A 12,953-nucleotide genomic window follows, 5' to 3' on the forward strand; every position below is an offset into this window, starting at 1 on the left:
CGCGCGCGCCGGAGACCCCTACAACTCGGGCGCGCTCACACCCGTACGAGTGAGGGCGTCGACGGCCGCGTCCACCACGGCCTCCACGTCGGGCACCCAGGGCGAGGCGGAGCCGGGCAGCGGCGCCCGCTCCCAGCGGACGGCGCCGCCGCCGGTCTCGGACGGCGGCAGGGCGAGGTAGCCGCCCTCGCCGTGGAAACGCAGGGATCCGGGGACGAAGTCCTTGGCGTAGAGCAGCTCGCCCAGTTGCTCCATGGAGTAGGGCCGCACCAGCAGCGACCACCGGGTGGGTGAGGCGACGACCGGGCCGACCCGCAGGCCGGCGCGGTCGAGCGCGGCGAGGGCGTGGGCGGCCGGCAGGGCGGGCAGCGAGACCGCGCACGGGGCGCCGCCGCCGGTGGCCAGGACGATCGGCGCGGTGGGCCGGTTGGACCACCACCAGCGGACCATGCGGGCGTCGGTGGTGGCGGCGAGGAGCCCGGGGTCGAAGGGATGCGCGCCCGGCACCGTGCACTCGGGATCGGGGCAGCCGCAGCGGGTCCGCGCCTGCGGGTCCGCCGCCACGCCCGGGAGGACGGGCCACTGCCATTGCGTCGCGTAGGTCAGGGCCGCGCCGATCAGCTCAGGCCGCCCGTCGTCGTGCCGGGACAGGAGCCTGCGTCGCCTTCCGAGGATCTCGCGCATGAGCGCTCGTTCCTTTCCGTTGCACGCCTGGCAACACCGTGGTCACTCACACCATGTGTCGAGCATTCGCTGTGCGTAGCTTGGTGGCGCATCACATCCGTGCCGCGGGACGACCCCCACACCAGGGCGCGCTCCCCCGACCGGCACCCTGCCGGGGAACACCACTGCCAAAGGCAGGGGAAACCCCTGTGGGTCGAGCACTGACTGCGTCCGTGACGGTTCCGTCCACACTGCGTCTGGCAAAAGCATGGGCGTGGCGCGGGGGTGGCGAAGTCTGGCGTTTGCCGTTCCGCGTATTTCTCTCCGCCTCCGCCACGGGAGGATGGGGCACGGTCGTCGGTGGATAGGACGCCCGGGTCCGTCGCCAGGTTCCGGGTGGCCCCCAACCACCCCCGGCCTTCTCCGAGTACGTACCCATCACGACCGCTGTGACGCTCCGTGAAGCACCCCCAGTCGACCGCAACAAGCCGTCCTCTGGGGCAGTTTCAAGCCAATCTAGCTTTTCCGCAAGAGTTCCGGAAGGAGACCGCTCGCACCCCACGGACACCAGGAATCCCGGCAGGACAATGCTGGACATCCCCTTACGAGTGCGTGTACATGTGGAGACACTGCTAGCGGCGCAGAATGACATGGGGGTTTGCGATGCTTTTGAGCAGTAAGCGCCGGTCGGAAAGCCGGACACCATGAACGCCCCGCACCCTCCGAAAGTGGCCGGAATCGATTCAGCGGTCCCGTCCCCCGCACACACTGTCGCGTCCGCCGCCCCCGGCGCCGCCCCGGCCGCCCCGCCGAACACCGAGGACGCCGCTGCCGCCGCCGGCGACGCCCCGGGCAAAGGCTCGGCCCCCGGCCTCCTCCTCCAGGACCGGCTGGCCGGCTGGGTCTCGGACCTTACGACCCTGCACGAACTGACCGAACGCCTGGTCCGTACGGACACCCTCTCCGACGGCCTCCAGGAGCTGCTGCGCGCCGGTGCCGCCCTGGTGGGCGCCCGGCGCGGTCTCGTCATCCTGGAGCCCGCCGACGGACTCGGCCCGGACACCACCATCGGACTCGGGCTGGCCCGCGCCGACCTCGGCCACATCGAGACCGTGCCCCGGACATCCCTGTCCTACGGGCGGATCCTGGACGGGCTGCCGGTCGACGAGGACGGGGTCGCCGAGCCCGACCTGCTGGCCGAGAAGGGCCTCGACCCGCGCCACCGCGAGGTCGCCGCCCGCCTCGGCTACGCCGCGAGCTACGCCCTCCCGCTCTCCGCCGAGGGCACCGGCCGTCTCGGCGCCGCCGCGTGGCTCTACGACGAACCCGCCGAACCGGACGAGCACCAGCGCCACCTCGCCGGTCTCTACGTCCGGTACGCCGCGCACCACCTGACCCGCCTCCTGGAGGTCGAGCGCACGCGCACGTGCATGGCGACGATGGCCGAGGAGCTGCTGCCCTCCCGCCTCCCGCGGGTACCCGGCGTCCAGCTCGCCGCCCGGCACCGCACCGGCCCGCTCGGCGGCGGCGACTGGTACGACGCGCTGCCGCTGCCGGACGCCGCGCTCGGTCTCTCCGTCGGCTCCGTCACCGGGGCCGGTCCCAGCGCGGTCGCCGCGATGGGACGGATGCGCGCCTCGCTGCGGGCGTACGCCGTGATGGAGGGCGAGGACCCGGTCGCCGTCCTGTCCGACCTGGAGCTGCTGCTGCGGCTGACCGAGCCCGCCCGATCGGCCACCGCGCTGTTCGGCTACTGCGAGCCCGCGCTGCGCCGGATCACCCTGGCCGGTGCCGGGCACAGCCCGCCGCTGCTGATCGGGGAGCGGCGCACGGAGTTCGTCGAGACCTCCGTCTCGGCGCCGCTCGGCATGCTCGCCTGCTGGGAGGCGCCCAGCGTGGAGCTGCAGGCCGAAGCGGGAGAGACGGTTCTGCTGTACACGGACGGGCTGCTGCACCGCACGGGGGACCGGGCCGATCGCGCCTTCGCCCGGCTGCACGCGGCCGCCGCCGGTGTACCGAGGGCCGCGCGCCACGATCCGGCCGCGGTCGCCGACCACGTCCTGCGCACCGTGCTGCCGGACGGGAAGGCCGACGCGGACTCCGAGGAGGACGTCGTCCTGCTGGCCGTCAGGTTCGAATAGCGGACACTGACGCCTCGGAGGCCACTAATAACGGACGGTAGCGACCCCCCGGTAACAGGCCCTTCGCCCCTGGGCCCTCTTCCGTACGACCGTACGATGGGGGTGGTCCAGTGCCGTATCGAGGAGGATGACCGTGGCGGAGGAGCTCACCCAGGAGAACCCGGAGATCCCGGAGACCCCGGAGGCCGTGCTTGAGGACGCCGCTGACGCGGACGGCGACGAGCCGGTCAAGCAGCGCAAGAACGGCCTGTACCCGGGCGTGTCCGACGAGCTGGCCGAGAACATGAAGTCCGGGTGGGCCGACACGGAGCTGTACGACCTGGAGCCCATCGCCCAGGCCGCCGAGACCGCCACCCGCCGCGCCGCGCTGTCCGCCCGCTTCCCGGGTGAGCGCCTGGTGATCCCCGCGGGCAACCTGAGGACCCGGTCGAACGACACGGAGTACGCCTTCCGCGCCTCGGTCGAGTACGCGTACCTGACCGGGAACCAGACGGAGGACGGCGTCCTGGTCCTGGAGCCCAGGGGCGACGGCCACACCGCCACGATCTACCTCCTGCCCCGCTCCGACCGCGAGAACGGCGAGTTCTGGCTCAGCGGCCAGGGCGAGCTGTGGGTCGGCCGCCGCCACTCCCTCACCGAGGCCGGGAAGCTGTACGGGATCCCCGCCTCCGACGTCCGCGAGCTGCCGGAGAGCCTGCGCGAGGCCACCGGCCCGGTGCGCGTCGTCCGCGGCCACGACGCCGGCATCGAGGCCGCCCTCACCGACAAGGTCACCGCCGAGCGCGACGAGGAACTGCGCGTCTTCCTCTCCGAGGCCCGCCTCGTCAAGGACGAGTTCGAGGTCGGCGAGCTGCAGAAGGCCGTCGACTCCACCGTGCGCGGCTTCGAGGACGTCGTGAAGGTCCTCGACAAGGCGGAGGCGACCAGCGAGCGCTACATCGAGGGCACCTTCTTCCTCCGCGCGCGTGTCGAGGGCAACGACGTCGGCTACGGCTCCATCTGCGCCGCAGGACCGCACGCCTGCACCCTGCACTGGGTCCGCAACGACGGCCCGGTCCGCTCCGGCGACCTGCTGCTGCTCGACGCGGGCGTGGAGACGCACACGTACTACACGGCGGACGTCACGCGCACGCTGCCGATCAACGGCCGCTACAGCGAGCTGCAGAAGAAGATCTACGACGCGGTGTACGACGCCCAGGAGGCCGGGATCGCGGCCGTGAAGCCGGGCGCCAAGTACCGCGACTTCCACGACGCGTCCCAGCGCGTGCTGGCCGAGCGGCTGGTCGAGTGGGGCCTGGTCGAGGGCCCGGTCGAGCGGGTGCTGGAGCTGGGCCTCCAGCGCCGCTGGACGCTGCACGGGACCGGCCACATGCTCGGCATGGACGTCCACGACTGCGCCGCCGCGCGGGTGGAGACCTACGTCGATGGCACCCTGGAGCCCGGCATGGTGCTCACCGTCGAGCCGGGACTGTACTTCCAGGCCGACGACCTGACCGTGCCCGAGGAGTACCGGGGCATCGGCGTCCGCATCGAGGACGACATCCTCGTCACCGCGGACGGCAACCGGAACCTGTCCGCCGGCCTGCCGCGCCGGTCGGACGAGGTCGAGGAGTGGATGGCGGCGCTGAAGGGCTGACACACGAACGGCGGCCGGGCACCTTCACGGTGCCCGGCCGTCGTCGTACCGCCTGGTCGTGCCGTCGCCTCGTTGGGTCGTGCCGTCGGGTCAGACGGCCACCAGCGGCGCATCCTCCCGCCACTTGAGGATCTTGTCGAAGCTCACCACGGCTCCCTTGCTCCCCGGCTCGTTGCCGATCTGGACGTGGTCCGCCAGCTCCCGGATGAGACACAGGCCGCGCCCGCTCTCGGCGTCCGCGGAGACCGGGCGGCCCGCACTCCCCGGCCGGCCCGGCGCGGCGGCGGGGAACCCGGGGCCGGTGTCGGAGACCTCGATGTGGCAGCGCTCGCCGTCCAGGTAGGCCGTGACGCGGTAGGCCTCCGTGGGACCGCCCGCGCCGTCGTCCCCGCCGTGCTCGACGGCGTTGGCGCAGGCCTCGCTCAGGGCGACGGAGAGATCGAAGGAGATGTCGGGGTCGACGCCCGCGCTCTCCATGGTGCCGATCAGCAGGCGGCGGGCCAGGGGCACGCTCGCAGCCTCGCGCCGCAAATGGAGTGACCACCAGATGCTCATGCTCCAGCCTCCCGGCCGCGGCTCGACATACCGTTACGTATTGCCCCTCTCACCCCGGCGTAAGCACGCTCGGGCCGTGACACCGCTCATCTGGCGGATGTGTCCCCGTCGTGCGCCGGTGTATGCGGCACGGCTCACCCCAGAGAGTGATCTTCCCGTTCACTTCGGGGCGTACGTCATCTTGTGGACCTGCCGTACGGCGCGAGGGGCGTCAGTGCGATGATGAGCCCGCCATGACTGCCCCCCACCCGCCAACGGCGCGCTCCGGGAACGATCTCCGGATCCTGCGGGCCGCGGTGTTCGCCGCGGTCTGCGTCGTGCTGGCCGCGGCGGGGCACACCCTCGCCTCCTGCGCCACCGTTCCGCTGTGGTCGCTGGGGGCCGGATTCCTCGGGGCGGTCGTGGTCACCGCGCCCCTCGCCGGCCGGTTGCGTTCGCTGCCCGGCATCGTGGCGCTGCTCACCGTCGGACAGACCGCGCTGCACGTCCTGTTCGGACTGGGCCAGCACGGCACCACCGCGGTCACGGCATCCGGTACGGCCGCCGCGGCGGGCGGGCCGTCCGACGCCTCTCTGGTCCAGCAGGCGGCACGGCTGGTCTGCGGGACCACGGCCGCGGCGATCAGCCCGGCCCAGGCCCAGCGGATCCTCGACGACGCCCGGGTCTCCCCGGACGCCTCCACCGGCGCCACGCACCATCCCGCCGACGTGCTGGCCGGCGCCGGCGACCCCGCCGCGCTGCTGCCGTCCCTGCCGATGCTGCTCGGCCACGTCCTCGCGGCCCTGGCCGCCGGCTGGTTGCTGCGCCGCGGGGACCTGGCACTGGCCCGGCTCGTCGAACTGTCGGCGCACTCGGCGCACTCAATGGCCGAGGGAGCGTTCGTACGCGCCCTGCGCGCGGCGCTCTCCCTGGTGCGCGCCCTGCACGCCGGGCTCGCCGGCGCCCCCGGTGCCGGCCCGCGTCCGCCGCGTCCCGCCCTGCTGGTGCCGCCGCGGCCCCGCACCACCGCACTCCAGCACACGGTGATCAGGCGCGGCCCGCCCAGCGACGTGTTCGCCCTCGCCGCCTGACACGACACGTCCACCACCCCGCTTCCCCCCAGGGAGTACGGAGGGGCCGTCGTCGTGCGGCACGCGCGCGTGCGCGCATCCCTCTCCTCACCCGCACCGGTGCCGTACCGGTGCCCACTCGAAGCGGAGTGCTCCGTCCATGAAGGCTATGAAGGCTTCCCGTCTCGCCGCCGCCTGCGCCGTCTCCGGCATCGCCGTCCTCGCCCTGTCCGCCCCCGCCTTCGCGCACGTCAGCGTGCAGCCGGAGGGCACGGCCGCCAAGGGCGGCTACGCGACCGTCAACTTCAAGGTCCCCAACGAGCGCGACAACGCCTCCACCACCAAGCTGGAGATCAACCTCCCCACTGACCAGCCGCTGGCGTCCGTCATGCCGCAGCCGGTCCCCGGCTGGAAGGCCGAGGTCACCAAGTCCAAGCTGGACAAGCCGATCGAGTCGCACGGCAAGCAGCTCACCGAGGCCGTCTCCAAGGTGACCTGGACCGCCGAGGGCAAGGGCGTTGAGCCCGGCTACTTCCAGAAGTTCCCGCTCTCCATCGGCGCGCTGCCCGAGGACGCCGACCAGATGGTGTTCAAGGCCATCCAGACGTACTCCAACAAGGAGGTCGTGCGCTGGATCGAGGTGCCGCAGGAGGGCCAGGAGGAGCCCGAGAACCCGGCGCCCGTGCTGGAGCTGGCCGCCGCCGAGGGCGACGGACACGGCGCGGCGGACTCGTCGGACGACAAGGCCGGGGACGACGCCGAGGCGGCCGCCAAGGACACCGCCACCGAGGCCTCCGCCGACGACGGCTCCGGCAACGGCAGCGACACCACCGCCCGGGTGCTCGGCATCGTCGGCATCGTCGTCGGCGCGGCGGGCGTCGGCTACGGCGTGCTGGCGGGCCGTCGGCGCGACTCCGGCGCGTCGGCGTAACGACGCCCGCGCCGGTGCGCCGACGCCACCCCGTCGGCGCATCCTCACGTCCGGTGCGCGCCGAGCCGTCGGTCCGACGGCCCCCGGCGCGCACCGGTGCACCTCACATCTGGGACATTTTTCTATGCGCAAGAAGACGTTCGCCGCGGCGGCCCTGCTCGCCGCCGCCTCCCTGACCCTGTCCGCCTGCGGCAGCGGCGCCGACAGTGACAAGCCGGTCACCGTGGTCTCCGAGGACACCGCCCAGCAGGCCGCCACCGTCCTCGACAAGCCCTTCGAGAAGCCCGACCTCGTCCTCACCGACACCCAGGGCAAGAAGTACGACCTCCGCGAGCAGACCGCCGGACGGCCCACGCTGGTCTACTTCGGCTACACGCACTGCCCCGACGTCTGCCCGCTGACCATGAACAACATCGCCGTGGCCAAGAAGCAGCTGTCGCAGGCCGAGCAGGACAAGCTCCGGGTCGTGTTCGTCAGCACCGACCCGGAACGGGACACCCCGGCCGCGCTGGGCAAGTGGCTCAAGGGCATCGACCCGCAGATCGTCGGCCTGACCGGCGACTTCGACACCATCCAGGCCGGCGCCCGCACCCTCGGCATCTCGATCGACCCGCCGGCCAAGGACAAGAACGGCAAGATCGTCTCGACCCACGGCACCCAGGTCGTCGCCTTCTCCCCGAAGTCCGACGCGGGCTACGTCCTCTACGGCGAGGACGCCACGGTCGACGACTACACCAAGGACCTCCCCAAGCTCGTCAAGGGAGAGAACCCGTGAGCGGCCGCGGCACCCGGCCCGCCCTCGCCGCCCTCGCCGCGATCGGCACGCTGGCCCTCGCGGGCTGCGGCGGCGCGGACTCCGGCACCGCGGACTCCGGCGCCTCCGGTGCCTCAGGGGCCGAACTCTCGGTCGGCGCCGCCTACATACCGCAGCCGGTCTCCGCCTCGATGGCCGCCGGATTCCTCACCATCACCAACGAGGGCGACTCGGACGACGAACTGACCTCGGTCACCAGCGGGGCCGGCGACGTCACCGTGCACGAGACCGTCGACGGGACCATGAAGGAGGTGGACCGCCTCAAGATCCCCGCACACGGTCAACTCGTGTTCAAGAGCGGCGGAAACCACCTGATGTTCGAGAAGCTGAAGCAGCAGCCGAAGCAGGGCCAGTCGGTCACCGTCGAACTGCACTTCGCCCAGTCCGACCCCGTCACGGTCAAGGTGCCCGTGAAGGCGGCCACTTACCAGCCCACCGACGGACACTCCGCACACACCGGAAACTGACCGGACACCGAGGGAGGGACCACCTTGACGCAGACCATCGCCCCACGCTTCCGGACCCTGGTGCTGCTGCTCCTGGGCGCGGCCTGCGCGCTGCTCGCCGGCGCCGGACCGGCCTCCGCGCACGCCGCCCTGACCGGCAGCGACCCCCAGCAGGGGGCGGTGGTCGACCGGGCTCCGGCCCAGGTGTCGCTCACCTTCTCCGAGTCGGTCTCCGTCGACGACGACTCGCTGCGCGTCCTGGACCCCAAGGGCAAGCGCGTCGACGACGGCAGCCCGTCCGGCACGGGCGGCACGACGTACTCCGTGAAGCTGCACACCGGGCTGCCCGACGGCACCTACACGGTGACCTACCAGGTGGTCTCCGCCGACAGCCACCCCGTCGCCGGCGCCTACACCTTCTCCGTCGGAGCCCCGTCCGACACCTCGGTCTCCGTCTCCGCCCAGGAGGCGGGCGGCGGGTTCGTCGGCGCCCTCTACGGCTTCGGCCGGTACGTGTCGTACGCCGGGTTCGCCGTGCTGGTGGGCGGCGCCGCCTTCGTGCTGGCCTGCTGGCCTCGCGGCTCCGGGGTCCGCGTCGTGCAGCGGGTCGTCGTCTCCGGGTGGCTCGCGTTGACCGCCGCCACCCTCATGCTCCTGCTGCTGCGCGGCTCCTACACCGGTTCCGGGAAGGCCGGCGACATCGTCGACCTGAACCTGCTCGGCGAGGTGCTGCAGACCAAGACCGGCGCCGCGCTGGTCTCCCGGCTGCTGCTGCTCGCGGCCGCCGCGCTGTTCGTCGCCGTGCTCTTCGGCGCCTACGACAAGCGGGAGGACGAGGAGAAGAGGGACCTCACCTTCGGGCTCGCGGTCGGCGGGGCCGTCGTCGCGGCGGGCCTCGCGGCGACCTGGGCGATGTCCGAGCACGCCTCCGTGGGCCTCCAGGCGGGCCTCGCCATGCCGGCCGACATCGTCCACCTGATCGCCGTGGCCACCTGGTTCGGCGGACTCACGGCACTGCTTGTCGCGCTGTACCGCGGCCCCGCGGACACACCGGTCCCGGCCGTCGCCGTACGCCGGTTCTCGCGCGTCGCCTTCGGCAGCGTGGTCGCGCTGGTGGTGACCGGTACGTACCAGTCCTGGCGCCAGCTGGGGTCCTGGTCGGCCTTCACCGACACGCGGTACGGACAGCTGCTCCTCGTCAAGATCGGACTCGTCGCGGTGCTGGTCGGCATCGCCTACCTCTCGCGCCGGTGGACCGCGCAGCTGGCGGGGGCCGCGGCCCCGGGCGTGGTCCGGCCGCGGGAGCAGGGGGAGAAGCACGAGAAGGGCCAGAAGGGCGAGAAGGCGGAAAAGGAGCGGGTGGGCGCGTCGTCCGGCCGGGGGAACGAGGAGGCGAAGGCTTCTGGGAAAGCGGCGGCCTCCGGCAAGGCGGCAGCCTCCGGCAAGGCGACAGCCTCCGGCAAGGCGGCGGCCTCGGGCAAGACGGCCGGTGGCTCGAAGGCCTCCGGGGGTGCCAAGGGAGCCGGTACGGGTGCCAAGGCGGGCGCCAAGGGGTCCGGAGCCGGGAAGGGTTCCGGGGCCGCGAACGGCTCCGGCTCCCAGCGTGCAGCCCAGCTCGCCCGGCAGCGCGCCGCCGTGGACGCCGCCAAGCAGAAGCGGCAGCGGGACGCCGACCCGAACCGTTTCGGACTGCGCCGCTCCGTGCTCGCCGAGGCGGGCGTCGCCGTGGTCCTGCTGGCCGTCACCACCGTGCTGACCCAGACCGAGCCGGGCAGGACGGAGCAGGAGGCCAAGGCCACCGGCGCCTCCTCCGCCACCACTCCCGCACCGTCCACCGGCGCGGTGACCCTGGACATGCCCTTCGACACCGGCTCCCAGAACGGCAAGGGCGTCGTACGGGTCGAGCTCGACCCCGCCCGGGTCGGCGCCAACGACCTGCACCTCTACGTCGAGCGCCAGGACGGGACCGCCTTCGACATACCCGAGGTGAAGGTCGCTCTGACCCAGGAGGCCAAGGACATCGGGCCGCTGCCCGTCGCCCCGGACCACATCACCACCGGCCACTGGTCGGCGAGCGGAGTGCAGATCCCGATCGGCGGCGACTGGGAAGTCTCGGTGACCGTGCGAACCTCCGACATCGACCAGGTGACCGTCTCCAAGAACGCGCAGATCGGCTGAACCGCACCATGTCTGACCAGTCCACTCCGGAAGCCCCGAACGCCGGGACCGCCGCCCGCGAGGGCGTCTCGCGTCGGCGGCTGCTCGGCACCGCCGGCGCCACGGGGCTCGTACTCGGTGCGGCCGGCGGTGCCACCGGCTACGCCGCCGCCCCCTCCACGGCGGCCGCCCCGCTCACCTCGCTGGGCAGCGGGCGGGCGATGTTTCACGGGAAACATCAGCCCGGCATCACCGACCCCATGCAGGCCTGCGGCCATCTCGTCGCCTTCGATCTGGCGGCCGGCGCCGGACGCAAGGAGGCCGCCGCGCTGCTGCGCCGCTGGTCCGACACGGCGCGCCGACTGATGGCGGGCGAACCGGCCGGAACCCGTGACACGGACGTCGCCCGGGACTCGGGGCCCTCCTCGCTGACCGTCACCTTCGGGTTCGGGTACAGCTTCTTCGGCCGGACCGGCCTGGACGGACAACGCCCGGTCGCCCTCGACCCGCTCCCCGACTTCTCCTCCGACCATCTCGACAAGAACCGCAGCAACGGCGACCTGTGGGTGCAGATCGGGGCGGACGACTCCCTGGTCGCCTTCCACGCCCTGCGCGCCATCCAGCGGGACGCCGGAGCCGCCGCCCGCGTCCGCTGGCAGATGAACGGCTTCAACCGGTCACCGGGCGCCACTGCCCGCCCCATGACGGCCCGCAATCTCATGGGACAGGTCGACGGCACCCGCAATCCGAAGCCGTCCGAGCCCGACTTCGACCGGCGGATCTTCGTCCCCGAACAGCCGGGGAAGAACGAGCGGGCCTGGATGGCGAACGGCTCCTACGCCGTCGTACGCCGGATCCGCATGCTCCTGGACGACTGGGAGAAGCTCTCGCTCAAGGGCCAGGAGGACGTCATCGGCCGCCGCAAGTCGGACGGGGCGCCGCTGTCCGGGGGCGGTGAGACGACCGAGATGGACCTGGAGAAGACGGACGAGGCGGGGAACCTCGTCGTCCCGATCAACGCCCACGCCCGCATCACCCGACCCGACCAGAACGGCGGCGCGGCCATGGTCCGCCGCCCCTTCTCGTACCACGACGGCTTCGACGCCGACGGTGTCCCGGACGCGGGCCTGCTCTTCATCTGCTGGCAGGCCGACCCACTGCGCGGCTTCGTGCCCGTGCAGCGCAAGCTGGACCGGGGCGACGCCCTGTCGCAGTTCGTCCGGCACGAGGCGAGCGGCCTGTTCGCGGTGCCGGGCGGGGCCGCGGAGGGCGAGTACGTGGGCCAGCGGCTGCTGGAGGGGTGACCCCCGACGGGACCGGGGGCAACCGGGTCTCACCCGCGCGAGGGGCCGCCATGAGACGCGTGAGCCGTGTCTCCCCGGGCCCATTAGGGTGAGGTCATGCCAGCCAGTTACGCGTATCTCGGCCCTGAAGGCACCTTCACCGAAGTCGCCCTGCGCACACTTCCGGAGACCGCGACCCGGGAGCTGGTCCCGTACGTCTCGGTCCAGTCCGCGCTGGACGCGGTCCGCACGGGCGAGGCCGAGGCCGCGTTCGTGCCGATCGAGAACTCCGTCGAGGGCGGCATCACCACCACCCTCGACGAGCTGGTCGCCGGCCAGCCGCTGATGATCTACCGCGAGGTGCTGCTGTCCATCACCTTCGCGCTGCTGGTCCGGCCCGGCACCAAGCTGTCGGACGTCAAGACGGTCACCGCACACCCGGCCGCCCAGCCCCAGGTCCGCAACTGGCTCAAGGCACACCTCCCGGACGTCGCCTGGGAGTCCGCCGCGTCGAACGCGGACGGCGCCCGCCTGGTCCAGGAGGGGCGGTACGACGCCGCCTTCGCCGGCGAGTTCGCCGCGGCCCGCTACGGCCTCGAGGTGCTGGAGGCCGACATCCACGACGCGGAGAACGCGCAGACGCGCTTCGTGCTGGTGGGCCGTCCGGCCCGGCCCGCGGCCCCGACCGGCGCGGACAAGACGTCCGTGGTGCTCTGGCAGCGGGACGACCACCCCGGTGGCCTGCGTGATCTGCTGGGCGAGTTCGCCACCCGGGGCGTCAACCTGATGCTGCTCCAGTCCCGGCCCACCGGCGCGGGCATCGGCAACTACTGCTTCTGCATCGACGCGGAGGGACACATCTCCGACCGCCGGGTCGCCGACGCGCTGATGGGTCTGAAGCGGAGCTGCCTCCAGGTGCGCTACCTGGGCTCGTACCCGCGCGCGGAGGTCGGGGTCGCGGACGTGGACGCGTTGCTGCCGGGCACCTCGGACGAGGCGTTCGTCGCGGCCGCGGACTGGGTGGCGCGCTGCCAGGACGGCCGGTTCTGACGGTCCCGTCCGACCGGTCCTACCTGCTGATTTTCGTTGTCCACAGGAGTTATCCACAGGTCCGCTTCTCGACCTGGGGACAAGTCGACAACGTAAGGGCATTCAGTCGACATATCCCCCTACAGCGCCCTACTCCGTCCACAGAGGCCCAAGCCACCCTTCGTCCACCTGTTTCTTGCACCCCATCCTCCGGAGTGACACCGGGTGTCCCGTTTCCACTCGAAAGTG

General features: G+C 72.4%; 11 protein-coding genes. 9 read left to right on the forward strand and 2 right to left on the reverse strand.

Annotation, left to right across the window (positions count from 1 at the left end; translation table 11 throughout):
* Window positions 1–18 precede the first annotated feature (18 nt).
* On the reverse strand, window positions 19–684 hold the full coding sequence (locus ACGF3J_RS15025; RefSeq protein WP_161332117.1) for a bifunctional DNA primase/polymerase: 666 nt from the start codon (window positions 682–684) through the stop codon (window positions 19–21).
* 683 nt (window positions 685–1,367) lie between these two features.
* On the opposite strand from ACGF3J_RS15025, the gene ACGF3J_RS15030 reads away from it, so the two are divergent.
* Window positions 1,368–2,804, forward strand: coding sequence for a PP2C family protein-serine/threonine phosphatase (locus ACGF3J_RS15030; protein ID WP_161332116.1), 1,437 nt, complete (start codon window positions 1,368–1,370; stop codon window positions 2,802–2,804).
* Window positions 2,805–2,937: 133 nt separating this feature from the next.
* The gene (locus tag ACGF3J_RS15035) at window positions 2,938–4,440 is read left to right on the forward strand and encodes an aminopeptidase P family protein (RefSeq protein ID WP_161332115.1); all 1,503 of its coding nucleotides are present in this window, start codon (window positions 2,938–2,940) and stop codon (window positions 4,438–4,440) included.
* Between the two features lie 90 nt (window positions 4,441–4,530).
* Here ACGF3J_RS15035 and ACGF3J_RS15040 read toward each other — a convergent pair whose 3' ends face one another.
* A complete protein-coding gene (locus ACGF3J_RS15040) occupies window positions 4,531–4,995 on the reverse strand; it encodes an ATP-binding protein (protein ID WP_161332114.1) in 465 nt (154 codons plus the stop codon).
* A gap of 233 nt (window positions 4,996–5,228) precedes the next feature.
* Between ACGF3J_RS15040 and ACGF3J_RS15045 the strand changes: the two genes are divergently transcribed.
* The 7 genes from ACGF3J_RS15045 (at window position 5,229) to pheA (ending at window position 12,725) form a co-directional block, all read left to right on the forward strand.
* A complete protein-coding gene (locus ACGF3J_RS15045; protein ID WP_161332113.1) occupies window positions 5,229–6,065 on the forward strand; it encodes a hypothetical protein in 837 nt (278 codons plus the stop codon).
* Between the two features lie 148 nt (window positions 6,066–6,213).
* Window positions 6,214–6,975 carry a YcnI family protein gene (locus ACGF3J_RS15050; RefSeq protein ID WP_161332112.1) on the forward strand — a complete coding sequence of 254 codons (762 nt, stop codon included), beginning with the start codon at window positions 6,214–6,216 and terminating at the stop codon, window positions 6,973–6,975.
* A 124-nt stretch (window positions 6,976–7,099) separates the two neighbouring features.
* Window positions 7,100–7,750 carry an SCO family protein gene (locus ACGF3J_RS15055; protein WP_161332111.1) on the forward strand — a complete coding sequence of 217 codons (651 nt, stop codon included), beginning with the start codon at window positions 7,100–7,102 and terminating at the stop codon, window positions 7,748–7,750.
* Window positions 7,747–8,256: a copper chaperone PCu(A)C gene (locus ACGF3J_RS15060; RefSeq protein ID WP_161332110.1), complete on the forward strand. Its 510-nt coding sequence runs from the start codon at window positions 7,747–7,749 to the stop codon at window positions 8,254–8,256. Before ACGF3J_RS15055 ends, ACGF3J_RS15060 begins: the two co-directional genes overlap by 4 nt.
* Window positions 8,257–8,280: 24 nt before the next feature.
* Window positions 8,281–10,413 (forward strand): copper resistance CopC/CopD family protein, encoded by a 2,133-nt coding sequence (locus tag ACGF3J_RS15065; protein WP_161332109.1) that lies wholly within the window; start codon window positions 8,281–8,283, stop codon window positions 10,411–10,413.
* 8 nt (window positions 10,414–10,421) lie between these two features.
* A complete protein-coding gene (gene efeB / locus ACGF3J_RS15070) occupies window positions 10,422–11,696 on the forward strand; it encodes an iron uptake transporter deferrochelatase/peroxidase subunit (RefSeq protein ID WP_161332108.1) in 1,275 nt (424 codons plus the stop codon).
* A gap of 96 nt (window positions 11,697–11,792) precedes the next feature.
* A complete protein-coding gene (gene pheA, locus ACGF3J_RS15075) occupies window positions 11,793–12,725 on the forward strand; it encodes a prephenate dehydratase (protein ID WP_161332107.1) in 933 nt (310 codons plus the stop codon).
* Window positions 12,726–12,953 lie beyond the last annotated feature (228 nt).

The sequence above is a fragment of the Streptomyces sp. NPDC048171 genome (genome assembly GCF_043202655.1).
Lineage (GTDB): Bacteria > Actinomycetota > Actinomycetes > Streptomycetales > Streptomycetaceae > Streptomyces.

Coding starts and splice junctions, on each gene's coding strand:
- ACGF3J_RS15025 (WP_161332117.1), bottom strand. CDS start 684: ATGCGCGAGATCCTCGGAAGGCGACGCAGGCTCCTGTCCCGGCACGAC.
- ACGF3J_RS15030 (WP_161332116.1), top strand. CDS start 1,368: ATGAACGCCCCGCACCCTCCGAAAGTGGCCGGAATCGATTCAGCGGTC.
- ACGF3J_RS15040 (WP_161332114.1), bottom strand. CDS start 4,995: ATGAGCATCTGGTGGTCACTCCATTTGCGGCGCGAGGCTGCGAGCGTG.
- ACGF3J_RS15045 (WP_161332113.1), top strand. CDS start 5,229: ATGACTGCCCCCCACCCGCCAACGGCGCGCTCCGGGAACGATCTCCGG.
- ACGF3J_RS15050 (WP_161332112.1), top strand. CDS start 6,214: ATGAAGGCTTCCCGTCTCGCCGCCGCCTGCGCCGTCTCCGGCATCGCC.
- ACGF3J_RS15055 (WP_161332111.1), top strand. CDS start 7,100: ATGCGCAAGAAGACGTTCGCCGCGGCGGCCCTGCTCGCCGCCGCCTCC.
- efeB (WP_161332108.1), top strand. CDS start 10,422: ATGTCTGACCAGTCCACTCCGGAAGCCCCGAACGCCGGGACCGCCGCC.
- pheA (WP_161332107.1), top strand. CDS start 11,793: ATGCCAGCCAGTTACGCGTATCTCGGCCCTGAAGGCACCTTCACCGAA.